At 63.1% G+C, this 21,625-nt stretch carries 16 protein-coding genes; 3 read left to right on the top strand and 13 right to left on the bottom strand.

Features of this window, described 5'->3' with window-relative positions:
* Positions 1–465: 465 nt before the first annotated feature.
* From BM413_RS18310 to BM413_RS18370, 13 genes are all read right to left on the bottom strand, one after another.
* Positions 466–747, bottom strand: coding sequence for a cupin domain-containing protein (locus BM413_RS18310; RefSeq protein ID WP_091915649.1), 282 nt, complete (start codon positions 745–747; stop codon positions 466–468).
* A 137-nt stretch (positions 748–884) separates the two neighbouring features.
* Positions 885–1,208 (bottom strand): thioredoxin, encoded by a 324-nt coding sequence (gene trxA, locus BM413_RS18315; protein WP_091915651.1) that lies wholly within the window; start codon positions 1,206–1,208, stop codon positions 885–887.
* A 74-nt stretch (positions 1,209–1,282) separates the two neighbouring features.
* Positions 1,283–4,807 carry a double-strand break repair helicase AddA gene (gene addA / locus BM413_RS18320; RefSeq protein WP_091915653.1) on the bottom strand — a complete coding sequence of 1,175 codons (3,525 nt, stop codon included), beginning with the start codon at positions 4,805–4,807 and terminating at the stop codon, positions 1,283–1,285.
* The gene (gene addB / locus BM413_RS18325) at positions 4,804–7,935 is read right to left on the bottom strand and encodes a double-strand break repair protein AddB (protein ID WP_091915655.1); all 3,132 of its coding nucleotides are present in this window, start codon (positions 7,933–7,935) and stop codon (positions 4,804–4,806) included. Before addB ends, addA begins: the two co-directional genes overlap by 4 nt.
* Complete coding sequence (locus BM413_RS18330) at positions 7,932–8,657, bottom strand: nucleotidyltransferase family protein (protein WP_091915657.1); 726 nt, start codon at positions 8,655–8,657, stop codon at positions 7,932–7,934. Before BM413_RS18330 ends, addB begins: the two co-directional genes overlap by 4 nt.
* On the bottom strand, positions 8,654–10,153 hold the full coding sequence (tsaE, locus tag BM413_RS18335; RefSeq protein WP_091915948.1) for a tRNA (adenosine(37)-N6)-threonylcarbamoyltransferase complex ATPase subunit type 1 TsaE: 1,500 nt from the start codon (positions 10,151–10,153) through the stop codon (positions 8,654–8,656). The genes BM413_RS18330 and tsaE overlap by 4 nt, the downstream gene beginning before the upstream one ends.
* A gap of 14 nt (positions 10,154–10,167) precedes the next feature.
* Complete coding sequence (locus tag BM413_RS18340; RefSeq protein WP_091915950.1) at positions 10,168–12,735, bottom strand: sensor histidine kinase; 2,568 nt, start codon at positions 12,733–12,735, stop codon at positions 10,168–10,170.
* A 201-nt stretch (positions 12,736–12,936) separates the two neighbouring features.
* On the bottom strand, positions 12,937–14,337 hold the full coding sequence (gene ahcY / locus BM413_RS18345) for an adenosylhomocysteinase (protein WP_091915659.1): 1,401 nt from the start codon (positions 14,335–14,337) through the stop codon (positions 12,937–12,939).
* A 152-nt stretch (positions 14,338–14,489) separates the two neighbouring features.
* Entirely contained in the window at positions 14,490–14,792 is a 303-nt protein-coding gene (locus BM413_RS18350; protein ID WP_091915661.1) for an HPr family phosphocarrier protein, read from the bottom strand.
* Positions 14,789–15,190, bottom strand: coding sequence for a PTS sugar transporter subunit IIA (locus BM413_RS18355; protein WP_091915663.1), 402 nt, complete (start codon positions 15,188–15,190; stop codon positions 14,789–14,791). Before BM413_RS18355 ends, BM413_RS18350 begins: the two co-directional genes overlap by 4 nt.
* A gap of 172 nt (positions 15,191–15,362) precedes the next feature.
* Positions 15,363–15,809 carry an HPr kinase/phosphorylase gene (locus tag BM413_RS18360; RefSeq protein WP_091915665.1) on the bottom strand — a complete coding sequence of 149 codons (447 nt, stop codon included), beginning with the start codon at positions 15,807–15,809 and terminating at the stop codon, positions 15,363–15,365.
* A gap of 2 nt (positions 15,810–15,811) precedes the next feature.
* Positions 15,812–17,596, bottom strand: a complete 1,785-nt coding sequence (locus BM413_RS18365) for a sensor histidine kinase (RefSeq protein ID WP_091915667.1) — start codon at positions 17,594–17,596, stop codon at positions 15,812–15,814.
* 129 nt (positions 17,597–17,725) lie between these two features.
* Entirely contained in the window at positions 17,726–18,427 is a 702-nt protein-coding gene (locus BM413_RS18370; RefSeq protein ID WP_091915669.1) for a response regulator transcription factor, read from the bottom strand.
* 368 nt (positions 18,428–18,795) lie between these two features.
* Here BM413_RS18370 and BM413_RS18375 point away from each other — a divergent pair, with 368 nt between their 5' ends.
* From BM413_RS18375 to lysM, 3 genes are all read left to right on the top strand, one after another.
* On the top strand, positions 18,796–20,406 hold the full coding sequence (locus tag BM413_RS18375; RefSeq protein WP_091915672.1) for a phosphoenolpyruvate carboxykinase: 1,611 nt from the start codon (positions 18,796–18,798) through the stop codon (positions 20,404–20,406).
* Positions 20,407–20,485: 79 nt separating this feature from the next.
* A complete protein-coding gene (arfB, locus tag BM413_RS18380; RefSeq protein WP_091915674.1) occupies positions 20,486–20,923 on the top strand; it encodes an alternative ribosome rescue aminoacyl-tRNA hydrolase ArfB in 438 nt (145 codons plus the stop codon).
* A gap of 108 nt (positions 20,924–21,031) precedes the next feature.
* Positions 21,032–21,553, top strand: a complete 522-nt coding sequence (lysM, locus tag BM413_RS18385; protein WP_091915675.1) for a peptidoglycan-binding protein LysM — start codon at positions 21,032–21,034, stop codon at positions 21,551–21,553.
* Positions 21,554–21,625 lie beyond the last annotated feature (72 nt).

A 21,625-nucleotide genomic window follows, 5' to 3' on the forward strand; every position in this document is an offset into this window, starting at 1 on the left:
CACGCTCATCCGGTTCATGACCCGTGTTCCCGGTGAGGACGATGGAGGGATTATGCGGGAGGCGGAAAGGGTGGGGATAAATCAGGCGTGAAAAAATGTTCGGCGTGAATGGAAACAATGGGTTAGTTGGAAATTGGCTAAGAATCTTTCCACACCTTCGCAGCCTTGAGCTGAGCAAAACCCTCTCCGTCGTCATCCCGGCCAACCGAGCGAAGCGAGGGCAGAGCCGGGACCCATTGACCAGCACGGCCGGGTACTGAGTTCGCACATTGGTGTTGACCAGCGCCAAGGCAAGGACCGGGCCGCGCCTGATGATGCCGCGGCCAATAGATCCCGGATAACCTCCGCTTCGCTCCGGTTTCCGGGATGACTACTTCACGACTGCGATAGCCAATCGCTTACTGTTGGCCTCTTCCCTTCGTCATTCTCGAGCTCGTGAACGAGCGGACGACGTCAGCATGAAGGCTATTTCAGCTCGATCTCGATGAAGGCATATTCGCCGTCATTGGCGTTGATGACGTCGTGCTCGACGCCTTCGGAGCGGAAATAGGGGACGCCCTGTTTCATCTCGGCGAAAGACTCTCCGTCCCTGGTGAGCAGTTTCACCTTGCCGTCCATCAGCGGCACGACGACGTAGTCGTGGCCATGACGGTGCCAGCCGGTATTGGCGCCCGGCGCAAAGCGCCATTCGGTAACGATGACGCGTTCATTGTCGACGAAGACGGTTGGCTTGGCTGTTCCGGACATTTTTTCTGCTCCTCTGTTCGCCCAAGCGATCAAGGAATGAAAAGCGCCTTGCGAGAAGAGCCAGCTGGAAAATTCCGACAGCCAACAAAAAGCCCGGCACGATAGCCGGGCTTCTCGAATTCCGTGGTTCCGAACGATCAGGCGACGTTGCCGCCGATCCAGTGCGAAAGTGCCGTCTTGGGCAGCGCGCCGACCTTGATGTCGGCCACTTCACCGCCCTTGAAAATCATCAGGGTCGGGATCGAGCGCACGCCGAACTGAGCAGCGATTTCCGGATTCTCGTCGATATTGAGTTTGGTGATCTTCACCTTGCCGGCCAATTCGGTCGAAATTTCCTCGAGCGACGGGCCGATCATCTTGCAGGGGCCGCACCATTCCGCCCAGAAATCGACGACGACGGGACCCGAAGCGTCCAGCACGTCAGACTGAAAATTGCTCTTGTCGACCTTGACTGTGGCCATGATGAAATCCTTTCCGGGTTCGATGTCGCGCTATATGTGGTGTCGGCCTTGCAGGCGTTCAAGCAGACCTTGTGTCACGCCTGTGTGAGTCGGACAAGGGCATCGTCCATCGCGGTTTCGGGAATCCGCATCAGGTTGGGCGCCTCCGTAAACAGAAGGGCCGCCGAAACCTTGTGGCGCGGATAAAGCGGCTGGAGCAATGCACGGTAGAGTGCGAGCTGCGTGACATAGGACAGCGGAACATCACTGAACAACGCGGGGGCCGGCCGGTTGGTCTTGTAGTCGACGATGAAGACCTCGTCGGCGGTGACGGCCAGCCGGTCGATCTTGCCCGAAACCGAGCGTGGCTTGCCGCGAACCGTGACGCTGCCCATGATCGACACTTCCGCGCGCGAGCCCGCCCCGAACAAGGGCGCGAAATCCGGAGATGCCAGAATGTCCTGCACCGAGGCGAGTGCGGCGTGACGCTCCTGCTCCGGCCAGCCTGCGGCGATGCGCTCGAGATAGCGCAATGCTGCGGCGTTCCTTTCCGTCAGGGGAATATCCGGCAGCATCTGGAGCAGCTTGTGCAGCGCCAGGCCACGGGCAATGGCGAAACCCGGCTCGATCTCGGGATCGAGCACCGGCGAGCGGTCCGACACGACCGGTTCCTTCGTTTCCTCGATCAGCGCCGAGGCGCCGGACGGCGACAGAGGGCGCGGCAGCCGTTCCACGGGCGGCAGCGGCTTCAGCAGATGCGGCGGCATCGGCGAGGATGACAGCACCGGCGTTTCGGGCGTCTCGGCGGCGGCCTGCGCTGTCGTGAATGGCGTGACGCGAAAACGGTGCACCGTATCGTCGATGACCGGGTGCTTGCGTTCCTCGCTGTGCTCGATGCCGACCAGCGCCCGGGTCACGAGAGCATGCCATGTCGCGGCGTTCTGCGCGCGCTTGCCGTGATAGCCACAGACGATCAGGCGGTCCTCGGCGCGCGTCATGCCGACATAGAGCAACCGGCGATATTCGTCGTCGGCGCGCTCCTTCGCCTCGCCGCCCGCAGCCTGCGAGAACAGGTTGGCGACGTCGCTGCCCGAGCGCCAGAGGAAAGCTTTGACGTGCCGCAATTCCTCGCCCTTCGGCTGGAACGGCATCAGCCGCGGCAAATGCTGGTCGCTGAAGGGGGCGGCCCCGCCATCGACAAGGAACACGACCGGCGCTTCGAGCCCCTTGGCTGCGTGGACGGTCATGATGCGGACTTCGTCGCGCGTCTGGTCCATCTCGCGCTTGATCTCAGGACCGGCGCTTTCGAGCGTTGCGAGGAAGGATTCGAGGCCGGGAAGGCCCGTGCGTTCCTCAGCAAGACAGAAATTCAGGAATTCGTCGAGGATATCGCCGGCGTCCTGGCCGAGGCGCGCGACCATCTTCCTGCGCACGCCGTCGCGGCCGAGAATGCCGGAATAGAACTCGAACACCGGCCTGAAGGCCGATTGCGTCGACCATTCGGTGAGGCGTTTTACGGTCTCGGCCAATTGCTGAGAATTTTCGGCCAGTTGCCGGAGCGATGCATATAGGGACAGCCCGCCGGCGCGACCGGCGGCAAGATCGAAAAGCGTGTCTTCGCCGAGCTGGAAGATCGGGCTTTTCAGCACCGCCGCCAGCGACAGGTCATCCTCCGGCTGGATCATGAAACGGCCAAGCGCCATCAGATCCTTGACCGCGATATGGCCGGGCAGGCTCAGGCGGTCGGCGCCGGCGACCGAAATGTTGCGGTTCTTCAGGCTGCGGGCCAGCGCATGGACGAAACGGTCGCGCTTGCGCACCAGCACGATGACATCGCCGGCGCTGAGTTTTTTTCCGGTGCCTTCGATGATCTCGCCCGAGCGTATCCAGTTCTGGATGGTCGCGGCGACATTTTCGGCAACGCGCACGGCAGGCGCATGGGCATGGTCGACGGCCTGCGTCCAGTCGTCCGGTTCTTCCGCCGCATCGGCCCCGACCGAAGGCCAGACCTCGACATAGCCGGGCGCGCCGGCGCGGATGGCGTTGTGCTGGACCGGGCCGGGATCGAGCGTGATGCCGCGCTTCGCCTCGTCGCTGGCAAAGACCCGGTCGACGGCCTGCAGCACGTCGTCGGTGGAGCGGAAGGACAGCGTCAGCTTGACCGGCTCGAAGCTGCGGTTGGCGGCGCGGATCTTCTGCGAAAATTCCTGGCCGCTGCGGGCAAAGGATTCGGGCGCTGCGCCCTGGAAGGAATAGATCGACTGCTTTTCGTCGCCGACGGCAAAGACCGTGCGGTGGACGTTGTCGCGCGCGCCGAAGCCGGCAAAGAATTCCTCGGCCAGCCGCTTCACCACTTCCCACTGGTCGGGACTGGTGTCCTGCGCCTCGTCGAGCAGGATGTGGTCGATGCCCTTGTCGAGCTTGTATTGGACCCATGGGCCGGCATCCTGCCTTGCCAGCAGGCGCACGGTGCGGGTGATGAGATCGTTGAAATCGAGAAAGCCGCGCCCGGTCTTCAGCCGCTCGTAGCGGGCGATCAGCCAGTCGGCGATGGTGAGGGCTGCGCGCGTGCCTTCCAGCATGCGGAAGGTGGCAAGGCGGTCGGACGTCTCGATGATCGCGCCGGCAGCGGCGGCATAGCGCTCCGCAAGGTCGGGCATGCGGTCGTGCAGCGCCTTCTTGAACGTCTTGACCGGGTCGTAGGAATCGCCATCCGACTTCAAAAAGCCTTTCGCCAGCAGTTTCAGCCGGGCGACCGGGTCGGGTTCGGCAAAGGCCAGGATCACATCCGGAATGATGCTGTCCAGCGCGCGGCGGGCATCGACGGCGGCGGCTTGATTGGCAAACTCGGTAAAATAATCGGCTGAAAAGCCCGGCAGCGGCCAGATCGAAGCGGCAATGTCTTCCGCCGTGTCATCCGGGGAGAAGCCGAACTCGGCAAACAGCATGGCATAGGGCACGGTGTCGTGTGCGGCGGCATCGATGAAGTCGCGCAAGCCGTCGCGCTTGCGCACGATTTCGCCGAGCAGCGCGTCGAGCCCGGCTTCGCCGCCACGCTCCAGCACCATGGCGAAGGCCTCGCCGAGTTCGGGATTGTCGGATGCGACCGCGCCCGTCACCATTTCGCGCCGCGCGGTGGCAAACAGCGTTTCTTCCATCAGCGGGTCGAGCATCTGGAAATGTGCGGCGATGTTGGCTTCCAGCGGAAACTGATGCAGCACGGATTCACAGAAGGCGTGGATGGTCTGGATCTTCAGGCCGCCCGGCGTTTCCAGCGCCTGCGCGAAAAGCCGTCGCGCCCGGCGCAGCTTTTCGGCGTTGGGCGCCTTGTTGTCGATCTTCTCGATTTCCGCCCGCAAGGCCGCGTCGCCGAGCATGGTCCATTTCGACAGATTGCCGAAGACGCGGTTCGACATGTTGGCGGCGGCGGCGCGCGTATAGGTCAGGCAGAGGATTTTCGAAGGATCGGTGCCTTCCAGCAGAAGGCGGATGACGCGCTGGGAGAGCACATGCGTCTTGCCCGAGCCGGCATTGGCCGACACCCAGGCGGAATTCTGCGGGTCGGAGGCTCGCGCCTGCCGGTCGGAGGTCTCGGCGGGGACGGGATAGGTCTTTTTCATGCGTCGTCGCCGCCGCTGTCGGCGCCGTCACCGCCGGCTGACCATTCGAGGACGCGGGCGAGATGGTCGTAGTCGCCGTCCGTCTCGCCTTCGCGGAACGGCAGCGCGCGCGACAAATATCCCGTCTCGGGCCGGCCATAATGCTTGAGCAGTTCCTCAAGGCGGTGCCAGGCTTCCTCGGAGAGATCGCCGGCCGTGCGCGGCTTGCGGTTGTATTCGAGGATCGATTCCTCAAACACCTCGCCATTGGGCTTGAAGCGGACGAAGGCCAGTTGCGAAGGCTCCAGCCGACCGAGTTCGCGGAATGCGCCGCGCTTCAGCAGCGCGCCTTCCAGCGCCAGCTGCGGCGCAAGCAGCGTGTGCGCCTGCGCCTTGGACGGCGACGAGCCGGTCTTGTAGTCGAGAATGTCGGCCATGCCGGCCGGCAGTACATCGACGCGGTCGGCATAGCCCGAGAGAGTTACGCCCGAAGCGCCGACGACGGTCTTTTCGGCGCGCTCCTCGGCGTGGCGGGTGTTCACCGAGGGCGCGCGGGTGCGCTCCCAGGCGATGATGTTTTCGGCCAGCTTTTCGAAGCGCGGCCACCAGATCGCATGAACGTCAGCCGGCAAAAGAGCCTCTGTGAAACAGGTGCGGCCGGCGTCGAGCAGGACGTCGAGCGCCGAACCATCGCGCGGATCGACGCTAGATGCCGAAAAGCGATGCATGATGGCGTGGAACAGGGTGCCGCGCTCGGCCGCACCGGGATCACGCACCAGCGGATCGAGCGGCAGCAGGCCGAGAATGCGGCGGGCGTAGATCGCATAGGGATCGCGGCGCAGCGTCTCGATCTCAGTGACGGAGAAATGGTGCGGCCGCGCCTCGAGCGGCGGCTTGGGCTGCGGGCGCTCGGCGAAAGGAATTTGCGGCCCGCCATCCAGCGCCCTTGCCCAGCCGAGCAGTTCGTTGCCGCGCGCGCGCATGGCTTGCGCCTGCTCAGCCCCGGCAAAGGTCAGGATGCGCTGAAGCCAGCGCGACGGAACGGCGGGTGCGTCGCCCGAGCGGGCAGAGCGGGCGAGGATGACCTTGCCGGCACCCATCGCCATCTCGAAATCATGCGCCGACTGGCCGATCCGGCGTTCCGGCGGCTCGAGGTCGATGCCGGTCTTCATGATGCGCGACATGAAACGGTCGGCCTGGGCCTTGCGCGGCCACACGCCTTCGTTCAGGCCGCCGACCACCAGCGTATCGACGGACAGGAGGCGGGCTTCCAGCGCGCCCCAGATCGAGACGCGGCTGTCGCTGCCATAGGCCGGCTTGACCACTTCCGGCGCGACCAGCGCGTCCATGATGTCGGGCCATTCCTCAGCCGGGAAGGAGAAGGGCGCACTCGCCGCCACGAGGCCGCGCAGGAGTTCGGCCAGCTTTTCGCCGGCGTCGCCGGCATAGAGCTCGGTGAGGCTACCGTCTGCGCCTCGCCCGAGGGCTTCCATAGCCGTGACCGTCGCGCGGATGATGGCGGCAAGTTCGACCGTCTGGTCGTTGCGGAAGGCAACCAGAGGCGCCAGCGCATCGTGAAGGCGTGCAAGCATCGCCCGCGCTTCATCGATGCGTCTGACCGTCATGCGCGAAAACCAGAACGGTTTGCGGCCCTCGTCGGCCAGCGCTTCAAGCCGCTTTTCGAAAAGCGCGCCGAGGCTGGCGACATCCGGCCGGCCGGTACCGCCGCGCAGCGCCACCAGCTCGATCGTCTCCGCAGCATGGCGCACCGTGGAACGCTCGATGCCGAGCGAGAGCAAGGGGTGCTTGAGCAGCGACAGGACCGCCACCGGATCGCCGGGATTGAACGCCGCCTGCAACATGAGACGCAGGAAAGCGCCGGGCGGCGTATTGGAAAGCGGCGTGCCGCCGGAATCGTCGGCCTGGATGCCGAAACGCAGCAGCTCGGCCGAGACGCGGCGCGCCAGATTGCGGTCGCCTGTCACCAAGGCGGCGGTGCTGTCCGGCGCCTCGATCGCGCGGCGCAATGCGATGGCGATCGCGACGGCTTCGTCGCGCTCGCTGGCGGCTTCCAGCAGCGTCACATCGGCGAATGCGCCCGTCAGGCTTTCCTCCGATATTCTTTGCCGATGGTCCGCCCAATCATCGGTGGTTTCGGCCGGCAGCAAAGCTTGCCCGACGAACGCGGCGCGATGTGCAAGGTCGGGTCCAACAATGCCGATCTCGTCGACATCGGCGCGCAGAACGCCGAGTTTTCGCAACAGCTTGGCCACGCCGTATTGCGGATGGCCGAGCACGGACGGTTGCGGCGCATCGCCCGCAATAACCGACCAGGAGCGCTCATCCATGCGCTTGTCGAGCCCCGGCAGGACAACCGCTCCGCGCGGCAGGCGAGCAATGGCCGACAGCAGTTCGGCGGTGGCCGGAATGGAGCCGGTGGAGCCGGCGGCGATGATCGGCCCCTGTGGCGGGTCGAGCCTAAGCCGCTCGGCTTCTAGCCGGATCAGGGCGCTGCGATGGGCGGCAGGATTTGACAGATCGCGCTCCGCCAGCACGGCCGGCCAGCTGGTCATGACGATTTCGAGGAAATCCAGCGTTACCTGCCACCAATTGGCGAGGTCGCCTGAAACCAGGTCGCGCAGCCGCGACCACTCGGAGCCCTCGGTTTCGATCTCGTCCATCAGGCCGGCCAGATCGCGCGCCAGCCAGACGGCGTCCGCCGAGGAAGCAGGCACGACGATCTCTTCCTCGAAAAGGCTGGCGACATGGGCCGGCAGGCGCCGCTTCCAGCTGCGGACCAATGGCGCCAGCAGAAGCAGGCGATCGATCGACGCGATCGGCGGCGCCAGATCAAGGCTGGCAGAGCCTTCCGGATTGAACAGCGCCTCATCCTCGTCGAATTCGCCAAGCGGGCGAATGGTCGGCAGGATGGCCGCGCGACCGCCGGAGCTGTCGACGAAAACGCCGCGCAGCTCGCGCGCGGCACGCCGCGTCGGCACATAGATCGTGACATCGGCAAGCGCCAGCGGATCGCCGTCGAAACGAAACCCAGGGATCAGCCGGCCGGCAAGCAGTTCATCGGCAAGCGTCGGCAGAAAAGCGGCACCGGGCGGGATCGACAAGACCCGCGGCGTCGAGCGTGCACTCATGCGTCCTGCGCCAGCGCGGCGGCAACCACCGCTTCGGCCGGTGCGATGGCATCCGGCGTGCCGACCGTGATCCACTGGCCTTCCATCTTCATGCCGAACAGGCGGCCGTCCGCGATGGCGCGATCGAAATAGAGGTTGAGCGAATGCGGTGTTGGTTCGGCACCGTCGAAAATGCGCGGATTTATGACTGCCGCGCCGGCATAGATCATACCCGTCGGGTCGCCGGCGGCGCGCGCCAAAGTGCCGTCGGGCGCGGCAAGGAAATCCGTGCCGCCACTGTGTCCAGTCGCCGAGTCGAGATCTGCAAGCATCAGAAGAATATCCATTCTCGATGCATCCCAGGCAAGGGCAAGCCGTTTCAGGTTCGGCTCGTCGCGATCGATCCAGAAGGTGTCGGCGTTCAGGATGTAGAAGGGTTTTGCGCCGAGTTCCGGCAGCGCCTTGACGATGCCGCCGGCCGAGTTGAGCAGGCTTTCGCTTTCGTCGGAGATGATGATCGCCGGCTGCTTGCGGCCCGCGACATGGGCGACGATCTGCTCGGGCAGATAGTGGACATTGACCACCGCCCTGGTGACGCCGGCGGCGGCAAGGCTGTCCAGGCCCCAGTCGAGCAGGGTCTTTCCGGCGATGCGAACCAGCGGCTTGGGCAACGTTTCGGTGATCGGCAGCATGCGCTTGCCGAGGCCGGCAGCCAGCACCATGGCAATTTTTGGAGCGGTCAAATCGATGCGTCCTCAGTGAGGCCGTGACGGTGATAGAAATCGCGCAGTTCGGCAAGTGCAGGATGCGCAAGCGCGCGGCGCAGATAGTCGCGAATGCGCGGCAGATGCTTCAGATAGTCCGGCTTGCCGTCGCGGCGATCGAGGCGCACGAAAATGCCGAGGATTTTTGAATTCCGCTGCGCCGCCATGATGGCATAGGCTTCGGTAAAGGCCTCGGCGTCGAAACCACCTGCTTTCGAGCGCGCGGCGATATAGGCTTCGACCGTGCTTGCCTCGATTTCTACCGGCACCGTCACGCGGGCATCCATGGCGAGCGAGGCAATGTCATAAGCGGCGGGACCGATCAGCGCATCCTGGAAATCGATAATGCCGAGCCGGTCATGGCCGGTTCGATCGCCGCGCCAGATGATGTTGGGCGAATGAAAATCGCGCAGCATCAAGGTTTTTTCCTCCTTGTCGACGCGGTCGAAAAGATTGTTCCAGACCTGCCGGAAGCCGGCACGGAGCGCATCGTCGGGCTGCTTGGCGGCAACCGCAGCGAAATACCAGTCGAGCAGGAGCTCGACTTCGATCATCATCGCGTCGCGGTCGAAGGGCGGCACGGTGTGCACCACGCCGGGTTCGATGTCGATGCGATCCGGCCAGGTCTTGCCGTGCATCATGGCGAGCAGTTCTGCGGCGGCGGCATAGCGCCCGGCCACCGGCTTGCCCGCCTCCAGAAATCCTTCCGCGCCGAGATGTTCGATCAGCAGGAAACCGGCTTCGAGGTCCTGGGCGTGGATTTTCGGGACCGTGACTTCGCCATCCCGCAGGGCGCGGTCTATGGCGACGAAGGCCGAAACAGACTGCGCCGTGTGGGCGATCTCGGCATAGGGTTTTCCGTCGCGCACCGGAGGCCCGAGCACCAGCCGAGGCGAGTTCATCAGCACACGTGCGGGCTGATCGCCAAGCGTGACGATCTCGTAGGACCGCGCGGAGGCATCGCCGACGAAATGGCTGCGGTGAGCCTCGCCCCAACCGGCGGCGTGTAAAAAATCACGCGTGGCGAAGGAACGTGCGATGCGCTCGCCGAGCGCGCCGGACGCTGAAATCCTGACTGTGCGTCCTTCGCCTTCCTCGACCAGTTCGACCCGGGCTGCGGAAGGCGGCAATCTATCACCCGCCTTTTCGGGCCATTCGACCAGTGCCGCGCCCTGTTCCAACGCATCTTCAAAGCCGAGCTCATCCAGCTCGTCGGCGGAGGACAGCCGGTAAAGGTCGAAATGATGGACCGGCACGCGCTTATCGTAGGACTGGACGAGCGTGAAGGTCGGGCTTGGGACTTCGAGCTCGGCATCACCGGCGAGCGCGCGGATCAGGCTGCGCGCCAGCGTCGTCTTGCCGGCGCCGAGATCGCCGTGCAGTGCGAGTATGTCGCCCTTGCGCAGCGTCAGCGCCAGGTCTTCGCCCAGCCGGACGGTCGCCTGCTCGTCGGCCAAAAAACGCTCGAACTCCATGGCCATGGAGACCGCTACTCCGCCGCTTCGCGGACGCCGGTGGGCGTGGTCGGGAACAGGCAGATCACCGTGGTGCCGCGATCCTTCCCGGTATCGATCCGGACCGAGCCGCCGTGAAGTTCTACGAAGCTCTTGACGATCGAAAGGCCGAGCCCCGCGCCGCGCCGGCGGCCGCCGTTCACCCGCGGCTCGAAGCGCCGGAACACCGTGTCCAGAATCTCCGGCGCCATGCCGGGACCGTCGTCGTGCACGGCGAACTCGACGCCGTTCGCCGTCTGCCGGCAGGAGAGCGAAATGGTGCTTGCCTCAGGCGCGTAGTTGGCGGCGTTGCTGAGCAGGTTATAGAGGATCTGGCGAATGCGGGTCTCATCGCCGTGGAAGCTCTTTGGTGCCTGCGCGGCGTCGATCTTCAGCTTGATCGCATGTTCGTCGAGACGCTCGGCAACCAGTTCTGCGGCTGCAGCGATTGTCTGGTCGACGCGCACTTCGGCGATCTCCAGCTCCATGATGCCGGCATCGACGGTAGCAAGGTCGAGGATGTCGTTGACGATGGTCAGAAGCACCGACGAGGACGAGCCGATATGGCCGAGATATTCGCGCTGGCGCGGCGCAAGGGGACCGGTGGCCGGCAGGGACAGCAGTTCGGCAAAGCCGATGATGTTGGTGAGCGGTGAGCGCAGTTCGTAGGAAACGTGCTGGACGAAATCGTTCTTGAGCTGGTCGGCCTTTTCCAGCGCCTCGTTCTTGTCCTTGAGCGCGCGCTCGACATTGACGCTGTCGGTGACGTCGACAAAGGTGATCATCACTTGGCCGTTCGGCAGATGGATGACGGCGTAGCGCAGGACGGTGCCGTTCTTCAGTTCCGTCTGGCCGCTGCCGTCGCGGCGCTCGTCGTCGAAACCGGTGACGGCTGCGACGAAAGTCGGCCAGGGACTGTTTTCCGCCAGCGCATCGCATTGCGCGCGGATCGCCGAGATATGGGTCTTCGCTTCGACGGTTTCGGCAGGCAGGCCCCATAGGTTGACGAAAGCCGGGTTGGACAGGCGTATACGGCCGTCAGGCCCGAACACCGCAACACCTTCGGCAAGATTGTCGAGGGTTTCGCCCTGCACCCGCACGGCGGTGTGGTAGCGGCTTTCGAGGTCCATGCGCTCGGTCAGGTTCTCGAACACCCAGGTAACGCCGCCCTTGGGTTGCGGATTGGCGATGACGCGGATGGTGCGGGAGTCCGGCAGATGCCACCAATGTTCCTGCGAATCGACGGAACGATAGGCGCCGAGCAGGTTTTCCTTCCAGCGCCGCCATTCCGGCTGCTCGGCAATCTTGCCGTCGCTGCGCAGCCTGTCGAGCAGCAGGGCATTGTCGGGCGCGCTCTCGAGAAACGCGACGTCCAGGTCCCAGAGCTTCTGGAAGGCCTGGTTGAAGAAGCGCAGTTTTTCCTGCGGGTCGAAGATCGCCACTGCCGTGGTGAGCTGATCGAGCGTGTCGGCATGGCTGCGAACCGTGCGCTCATATTCCTCGCGGATGGTCTCGACACCGCTCATGTCGAGCGCAATTCCGGCCGACCCCTCGCCGCCGGCAAAATCCGTCACCGAAAACACCCGGCGATCGCCCTTGACCACGGTCGAAAGCGTCTGTTCGAACACCGGGTGGGCCAGATGCTGCTGCACGATCGATTCGCGCGCCGGCGTGCCAAGGAATTCCTTGCCTTCGCGTGTCGCGGCTTCCGCATTCAACGCCTCGACCGCCTCTGCATAGGCGCGATTGACCCATTTCAGGCGGCCGTCGGCGGCGCGTATCCAGAATGGCATCTTCAGGGCGTCGATGAGGCCGAGCATGTTGTCGTAGTCGGCGGCGAGGCGCTGGTTTTCCAGCTTCAGCCGTGCCTGGTTTCGCTGCGATTCGGAAAGCGCCACGAACCGGACCAGGAAATGCGACGGGCTCTTGCGGCCCTGGACTTCCAGCGGCGCGGAGGTCTGCGATTCGACGACGAGGTCGAAGGAGGCACCTTTTTCGCGCAAGGCTGCAACTGCGTGGTCGAGGGCGGCGGCCGAGCGCGGCATCAGCCAGCGGCCGAAGGCCAGAAACGCGGCGCGCTCTTCCGGCGCGCCGGCTTCCGCAGGCAATGAGCCGATCAGCTCGGGCTTCTGCTTTTCGCTCGCCCATACCACGACGCGCTGGTCGCGCAGGTTGAGCAAGGCGTCGGAGCGCTGCAACGACGCATTCAGGTCGGCAACGCGGGCACGCAGGTCGACATTTTCGGCGGATATCCGGGCACGCTCGCGGATCAGGACAATAGCGGACACAAGGGCCGCGCCCATGACGCCGGCAAAGACGGCGAGCTGCATGACTTCGACTGCGCTGACCGAAAGACCTGCCTTTCGCGCCACCACATCGGCCTGAGCCAGGGCAGCGTCAACCGAGAACAGTCCGAACACGGATGTAGCAGCCAGAAGGCGACGGGCCGCCGGCCACCGCGGCATGCCAGCCGGCCAGAGTCCTGCCACTGAAGCAGCCTTGCTCGAATCCTCGTGGCCGCCGGTAACGGCCTGTCCCGCGTCTAGCGGGTTATCCCCCGGCATGTCTTGTTCCTCTCCGCCGCCTGAATGCAAGACCGCCTTGATGATGCCCCTCGGATCCCCGCCCCCGGGCCCCAAGACGTCGCGAATCACAACAACATACAAGCTGGGCGAATCGCCGTGAAGAAGCTGATGCGGCAAAAAGAAAGCCGGGCGAAAAGTCAATCGCCCGGCTTCAACATCTAGTAGTTTGGTTAATTCAAATCAGTATCTGTAGTGTTCCGGCTTGAAAGGTCCTTGCTGGGTTACACCGATATAGGCGGCCTGTTCGCCGCTAAGCTCGGTGAGTTTCGCGCCAAGCTTGTCGAGATGCAGGCGCGCCACCTTTTCATCGAGATGCTTGGGCAGCACATAGACCTGATTCTGGTAGGTGCCGGGCTTCGTCCAGAGCTCGATCTGGGCGAGAACCTGGTTGGTGAAGGACGCCGACATGACGAAGCTCGGATGGCCGGTGGCGTTGCCGAGGTTGAGCAGGCGGCCTTCCGACAGAAGGATCATGCGCTTGCCATCCGGGAAGGAGATCATGTCGACCTGCGGCTTGACGTTGGTCCACTTCAGATTGCGCAGTGCGGCGACCTGAATCTCGTTGTCGAAGTGACCGATATTGCCGACGATGACCATGTCCTTCATCGCCCGCATATGGTCGAGGGTGATGACATCCTTGTTGCCGGTGGTGGTGATGACGATGTCGGCGGTGGGGGCCGCATCTTCAAGCGTGACGACCTCAAAGCCGTCCATCGCAGCCTGCAGGGCGCAGATCGGGTCGACTTCCGTGACCTTGACGCGGGCGCCGGCGCCGCTGAGCGACGCAGCCGAACCCTTGCCAACATCGCCGTAACCGCAGACGACGGCGACCTTGCCGGCCATCATCACGTCGGTGCCACGGCGGATGCCGTCGACCAGCGATTCCTTGCAGCCATACTTGTTGTCGAACTTCGACTTGGTGACGGAGTCATTGACGTTGATTGCCGGGAAGGGCAGCAGACCCTTCTTCTGCAGCTGATAGAGCCGGTTGACGCCGGTGGTGGTCTCTTCGGTAACGCCGCGGATCGCTTCGCGCTGCTTGGTGAAGAAGCCGGGCGACTGTGCCATGCGCTTCTTGATCTGGGCGAACAGGATTTCTTCTTCTTCGCTGCCGGGGTTCGACAGGACGTCCTCGCCTGCCTCGGCACGTGCGCCGATCAGGATGTACATGGTGGCGTCGCCGCCATCATCGAGGATCATGTTGGAGGTGCCGCCATCGGCCCACTGGAAGATCTTGTCGGTGTACTGCCAGTATTCCTCCAGCGTCTCGCCCTTGATGGCGAAAACCGGGATGCCGGCCTCGGCGATAGCGGCGGCAGCATGATCCTGCGTCGAGAAGATGTTGCAGGAGGCCCAGCGGATGTCGGCGCCGAGCGCCTTCAGCGTCTCGATCAGAACCGCCGTCTGGATCGTCATATGAAGCGAGCCGGTGATACGGGCTCCCTTGAGCGGCTGTTCCTTGCCGAACTCCTCGCGGCAGGCCATCAGGCCCGGCATTTCGGTTTCGGCGATTTCGATTTCCTTGCGGCCCCAGCCGGCAAGCGAAAGGTCGGCAACGATGTAGTCTTTGCTACCAGACATTGCAGTGCTCCAGTGAATACGGTTTGCAGGCGCACCCGGAGCCATATTCACAACGGGCGCAATTATGCCGCGTGACTATCAGATCACGGTCAAATCGACAATGGGATATAAAGAAATCTTTATTCGTGCATATCCTGCAACGAACGCCGCGTTCAGATTTCCTCGCCGAAACGCGCCGAGATCAGCGCTTCGAGCGCATCCATCACCTGCTGCGCCTCCGGGCCGCTGGCGGTGACACGGATCGAGCAGCCGGGGCTGGCCGCCAACATCATCAGACCCATGATCGAGGTGCCGCCGACGGAAGTGCCATCCTTTTCGACGCGGACGTCAGCCTGAAAGCCTCCGGCGACCTGAACGAACTTCGCCGAGGCACGGGCATGCAGGCCACGCTGGTTGACGATCTGGAATTCCCTGCTGATCAGGCCATCCTTGGCAGAGAAGGGCAGACTGCTCATTTGCTGCTCAACAGCTGGCTGGCGACATTGATGTATTTGCGTCCGGCCATCTGCGCCTCATCGAGGGCGAGCGCCATGTTGTCGCCCTTGCGCACGCTGGTGAGCTTGATCAGCATCGGCAGGTTCATGCCGGCGATGATCTCGACGCGACCGGATTCCATCACCGAAATGGCAAGGTTGGACGGTGTGCCGCCGAACATGTCGGTCAGCACCACGACGCCGGAACCGGTGTCGGTCCGGGCAACGGCATCGACGATGTCGCGGCGACGCTGCTCCATGTCGTCATCGGCTCCGATGGCAACTGTCTCGAAATGTTCCTGCGGCCCGACGACGTGCTCGACGGCGTTGCGGAACTCCTCGGCCAGTTGACCGTGCGTCACGAGCACGAGTCCGATCATTCTGCTTAGGCTCCCGTCATGGCCCGTTCACGAGCGCATTGTATTGTGGCCGGTTGTCCCGGCATGGCCGGACGGCGGAGCGCTATCTTGTCGACGCGGCGGGCGTTGACAAGTCCTAAAACGCTCGGAATTGGGCCATTTTGCCGCATCGCACCACGAACATGCACTCAAGTTACAAAAAAGGCGGCAAGGAAAGCCGGGCGGAGACCGCAAGAGCAGCGCCAGTGGCGTTGCGCGCGGCAAGCAGCAGGCAGGGCAGCCGGCAGCCGGCCATTTCCTCGAACCTGTCTTCCACAAGACGCTCGGTCTCAGCAGGCGAAACGAGCCGCACCAGAAGATCGATGACAGCGCATTCCTCGAAGCCGATCGGCTTCGGTCCCAGCCCGAAAACCTCCACGAGTCCGCAGATCGTCGGCGGCGCCTTGCACACCAAGCGTCCGCCACGCGCCGATATCAGCACCTGGTCGTCACTGAGCAGCCGGGCCAGCCGGTCTCTTGCCTGAAACTGCGCAATGAGGGTGAGCGCCAACGTGCTCTTGCCCGATCCCGACGCGCCCAGGATCAGAACGCCGCGATCGCCAAGCACAAGTGCCGTGCCGTGAAGGTTCGTGGCAACCACGATCAGCCTTCGACCGGAAGCGTCATCACGAAGCGCGCGCCCATGGTGTCGCCCGGCTTGGAACCCGGAATGTTTTCAGCACTCAAGGTGCCGCCATGCGCCTCGACGATCTGCCGGCTGATCGACAGGCCGAGGCCGGAGTTCTGCCCGAAGGCCTCGCTCGAAGGACGATCCGTATAGAACCGCTCGAAGATGCGGTCGATATTGTCAGCGCGTATGCCGGGACCATTGTCGTCGATCGTGACGATGTTGAACTTGCCGGCTCGCTCCAGCGAGATGGTGATCTGGCCGGTCTCTTCCGGAACGAAAGAGCGGGCATTCTCGATCAGATTGGTGATGACCTGGCCGATGCGAAGGTCGTGGCCGAGCGTGAAATAGCCTTTGACGCCCTGCGGCAGCTTCGCCGGCCTGAATTCTATGCCGACCTTGCGCTTGTGACGACCGGCATCCTGGGAGACGGCGACGAGATCGGAAATGAACTTCTTCAGGTCGATCCTGGCGGCGTCTTCACGCACAAGCTCGGCATCGAGACGCGAAGCGTCCGAGATATCGGTGATGAGCCGATCGAGACGCCGCACGTCATGCTGGATGACTTCCATGAGGCGTCCGCGCGATGCCTCGTTCTTGGCCAGCGGCAGGGTTTCGACGGCGCTGCGCAGCGATGTCAGCGGGTTCTTCAGTTCATGCGAGACGTCGGCGGCAAAACTCTCGATCGCCTCGATGCGGGCGTAGAGCGCATTGGTCATGTCGCGCACGGCGACGGAAAGATTGCCGATCTCGTCCTGGCGATCGGAGAAATCGGGGATTTCCTCGCGATTCTTGACGCCGCGGCGCACGCGCACGGCGGCAGCAGAAAGCCGGCGCAGCGGATTGGCGATGGTCGAGGCAAGCAGCATCGAAAGGATTGCCGTCACCAGGGCAGCGATGCCGAAGACGCGCAGGATGGCCTTGCGCTCGGCAGCGACGATCTTGTCGATGTCGCCGCCTTCGGTCGACAGCATCAGCACGCCCATTACGGCGCGGAAGCGCTGGATGGGAACCGCGACCGAGACGATCTGCTCGCCCTGCTCGCTGACCCTGACGATCGTCGACGGGCTGCCGGTCAGGGCGCTCATGACTTCCGGGAAAGACGCGCCGTTGCCGCCGGGCTGCTCGCGGTAGACCGGCAGGTCGCCATTGCGGAACAGGTCGAAGACGAACTTCTGCACGCGCTCGAGGAAATCGGGCTCCTCTTCCTGCACCGGAGGAAGGTCGTAGCGCAGGATCTGCCCGCGCGAATAGAGATGCCGGGAGTCAAGCAGCAGATTGGCATCGCGGTCGTAGATGCGCGCGCGCGTCCGCGTCGGCGAAATCAGCCGCCTGAGAACCGGCGCCACGCGCTCCGGGTTGATCGGAAAGTCGAGGCTGTCGAGCTGGTCCGATCCCGGCCCAAGGCTTTCGCCGGCCTGAAGCTCGAGCAGCTTTTCCGGGTCGATCCTGATCGTGTCCGTCTCGATCGTGGCGGAGGAGGCGATCGCGCCGGCGATGATCTCGCCCTGCGTCATCAGGCTTTCGACGCGCGCGTCGATCAGCCCGTCGCGAAAGGTGTTGAGATACATGATGCCGATGACGAGGACCGCCAGGCCGGCAAGATTGAGGAAAAGGATGCGGCGCGTGAGGCTGGAGAAGACATGATGGCCGAGAAAGCGGCGCAGCGGCACGGTCACGCGCCGCAGAAGCGAAGACGCCATCTTGCCCGGCCCGCGTGAGGCCGTTGCCGGTTTCTTGAGTTCGACCTCAATGGCCATGCAGTCACAAATCCCAGATCATGGAGCCTTACCGGTTCTCACGAACCGGGACGGGGCGCTCCACACTGCGAGCCTGATCCGAACCCGGTTCCCGCCTTCCCGGATCATGGCCCGACGGTTCGCGGGCTGTTATGCCTCGCGGAACCGGTAGCCGACGCCGTACAAGGTTTCGATCATCTCGAAATCGTCATCGACAGCCTTGAACTTCTTGCGAAGGCGCTTGATGTGGCTATCGATGGTGCGGTCGTCAACATAAACCTGCTCATCATAGGCCGAATCCATCAAGGCATCACGGCTTTTCACGACGCCGGGGCGCTGCGCCAGCGAGTGCAGGATGAGGAATTCGGTGACGGTGAGCGTTACCGGCTCGCCCTTCCAGGTGCAGGTGTGGCGCTCCTGGTCCATGACGAGCTGGCCGCGCTCGAGCGAACGGGCCTGCTGGCTCGGCGTCTTGGCCGCAGCATCGCGGGCGCTGGCGCGGCGCAGCACCGCCTTGACGCGTTCGACCAGCAGACGCTGCGAAAACGGTTTGCGTATGAAATCGTCGGCGCCCATCTTGAGGCCGAACAATTCGTCGATCTCGTCATCCTTCGAAGTGAGGAAGATGACCGGAAGATCGGTTTTCTGGCGCAAGCGGCGCAGAAGCTCCATGCCATCCATGCGCGGCATCTTGATGTCGAGGATGGCAAGATTGGGTGGACGTGCGGCGAGCCCTTCGAGCGCTGATGCGCCATCGGTGTAGGTCTCGACGCGATATCCCTCGGATTCCAGCGCGATCGAAACCGAAGTCAGAATGTTGCGGTCGTCATCGACAAGCGCGATTGTTGCCATATCAAGCGGCTCCCTCATGTGCGGAGTGTCCCTTCTTGCGTCGGAAGGGGCTATTGGCGGACAAATTGGGTACAAAATGTGGCACCGCCGCCGCTCCTTGTCGCATGGACCCTGACCGCATACTCCCTCTTGGCGACCCGGCTTCGCCTGAATGCCAGATTAAAAATTGCATGCTTATTGTGCAACCCTAGCATCTTTCGTTGGATATAAACGATTTAAAATATTTTCAAAATTTTTAAATCGATTAAAGATTTGAAATTACTTACCTTTTCTGTTTCTGACCACAATTGCCCTCCATGAGAGGAGGAATATGACGGCGGGTCATGTGCCCGAACATTGGCGCCCTTGTTATGGATGGAGAGCTGCGCATGAGCGAGACCGGCAAACGAAACCCGAATTACGGGATCGACAAATCCGGCCTGAAAACTTCGGGCACCGTGCATTATAATTTCGGTGCCGCAGCGCTTTATGAGGAATCGATTCGGCGCGGCGAAGCCAAGTTGACTGCGCACGGAGCCCTCGTGGCGGAAACCGGCCAGCACACCGGACGCTCCGCCAAGGACAAGTTCGTTGTGCGCGACGCTGCCACCGAACCGCATATCTGGTGGGACAACAACAAGCCGATGTCGCCCGAGCATTTCGAGCTGCTGCTGTCGGATTTCATTGCCCATGCGGCTGACAAGGATCTGTTCGTGCAGGACCTGATCGGCGGCGCTGACGCGACGCAGAAGCTGCCGACGCGGGTCGTCACCGAATATGCCTGGCATTCGCTGTTCATCCGCAACCTGCTGATCCGCCCGGCAGCGAGCGAACTCGACGTGTTCACGCCGAAGATGACGATCATCGACCTGCCGTCCTTCCGCGCCGATCCGGCACGGTACGGCTGCCGCACGGAAACCGTGATCGCGGTCGACCTGACGCGCATGATCGTGCTGATCGGCGGCACCTCCTATGCCGGCGAGATGAAGAAGTCGGTCTTCACGGCGCTGAATTATCACCTCCCGGTCAAGGGTGTCATGCCGATGCATTGCTCGGCCAATGAAGGCCCGGACGGTGACGCAGCCGTCTTCTTCGGCCTGTCCGGCACCGGCAAGACGACGCTTTCAGCCGACCCGGCGCGCACGCTGGTCGGCGACGACGAGCATGGCTGGGGTCCGGAAGGCATCTTCAATTTCGAAGGCGGCTGCTACGCCAAGACGATCCGGCTTTCGGCGGAGGCCGAGCCCGAGATTTTTGCGACGACGCAGCGCTTCGGCACCGTGCTGGAGAATGTGATCCTCGACGATGCCCGCGTTCCCGATTTCGACGACGGGCGGCTGACCGAAAACACGCGCTGCGCCTATCCGCTGGATTTCATTCCCAATGCCAGCGCCAGCGGGCGTGCCGCTCATCCCAAGAACATCATCATGCTGACCGCCGATGCCTTCGGCGTCATGCCACCCATCGCCAGACTGACGCCGGCGCAGGCCATGTATCACTTCCTGTCCGGCTACACGGCAAAGGTCGCCGGCACCGAAAAGGGCGTGACCGAGCCGGAAGCGACCTTCTCGACCTGCTTCGGTGCGCCGTTCATGCCGCGCCATCCTTCGGAATACGGCAATCTGCTGCGCGAGTTAATCGCCGCGCACGGCGTCGATTGCTGGCTGGTCAATACCGGCTGGACCGGCGGCGCCTATGGCACCGGCAAGCGCATGCCGATCAAGGCAACGCGCGCGCTGCTTGCGGCTGCCCTCGACGGCTCGCTGAACGGCGCGGAATTCCGCACCGACGCAAATTTCGGCTTCGAGGTTCCCGTGACGGTTCCGGGCGTCGACAGCGCGATCCTCGATCCACGCTCGACCTGGGCCGACAAGCAGGCTTACGACCAGCAGGCGAAGAAGCTCGTCAACATGTTCATCGACAATTTCGGCAAGTTCGAAACCCATGTCGATGCCAGCGTTCTGGGCGCCGCGCCGCGCATACTGGATGCAGCCGAATAGGCTCTTCCTCACCACACTTCGAAAAGGCCCGGTTCTGCCGGGCCTTTTCTTTTTGCGCGACGCGGGTCATCAGTAGCGCATGAGCGCCGACGAAAAGATCATCATCGCCGAGGAAGCCGTCATCCACCCGGATGACCTCGAGGAGAATTTCATCCGCTCCTCCGGCCCGGGTGGCCAGAACGTCAACAAGGTGGCGACCGCCGTGCAACTGCGCTTCGACGCCAGGAATGCGCCGGGGCTGAGCGAGCGTGTGCGCGAACGCACGATAAAGCTGGCCGGCCAGCGCGCGACCAAGGATGGCGTCATCGTCATCGAAGCCGGACGCTTTCGTACCCAGGAGCAGAACCGGGCCGACGCCCGCGCACGGCTGACGGAACTCGTCGCCAAGGCAGCCGAGCCGCCACCAAAGCCGCGCAGGAAAACAAAGCCGACGAAGGGTGCGGTTGAACGACGGCTGAAAACCAAGGCCGGCCGCTCCACTGTCAAGAAGCTGCGCGGCAAGGTCGAAAACGATTGAGCAAGACGGCCGCCCAAGAGTGGCGAATTTCAATCACTGCTTTCAATTTCTCGCGACAGATGCAAAATTCGCGTTGCGGATCAATGCGGCAGCAAGGAGATACTGACCATGGGTATGTTCGATTTTGTGAAGAATGTCGGCAAGAAGCTGGGCTTCGGCGGCGACGACGAAAAGGTGGCGACGGCTGAAGAGCTGAAAAAGGAACTCGATTCCCACAAGCTCGGCACCGACAAGGTTCAGGTCGAAATCCAGGGCGACAAGGCCGTTCTCAAGGGCGTCGTCGCGGATCAGTCGATCTTCGAGAAGGCCATCATTGCGGTCGGCAACACGCTCGGCGTTTCCAAGGTCGAAGCCGGGGAACTGAAAGTCGTCGCGCCTGAGAGTGGGCTGAAGCTCGATGGCAATGTCGACATGAACGCGGTGGTGGCGGCTGCAACGCCTGCCAAGGAACCCGTATTCTACACCGTGAAAAAGGGCGACAATCTCTGGAAGATCGCCGAGGCCCAATACGGCAAGGGCAAGGGAGCGAAGAACACGCTGATCTTCGAGGCCAACAAGCCGATGCTGACCCACCCCGACAAGATCTATCCCGGCCAGGTGCTGCGCATCCCCGATATCGCGCAGGCCTGAACGGCTTCTCTTACACTCGAAATTCAAACGGCGGCCTTGTGCCGCTGTTTTCATTTTCCAAAAGGCTTATCG

The sequence above is a fragment of the Mesorhizobium sp. YR577 genome, from assembly GCF_900116595.1.
GTDB lineage: Bacteria > Pseudomonadota > Alphaproteobacteria > Rhizobiales > Rhizobiaceae > Mesorhizobium_M.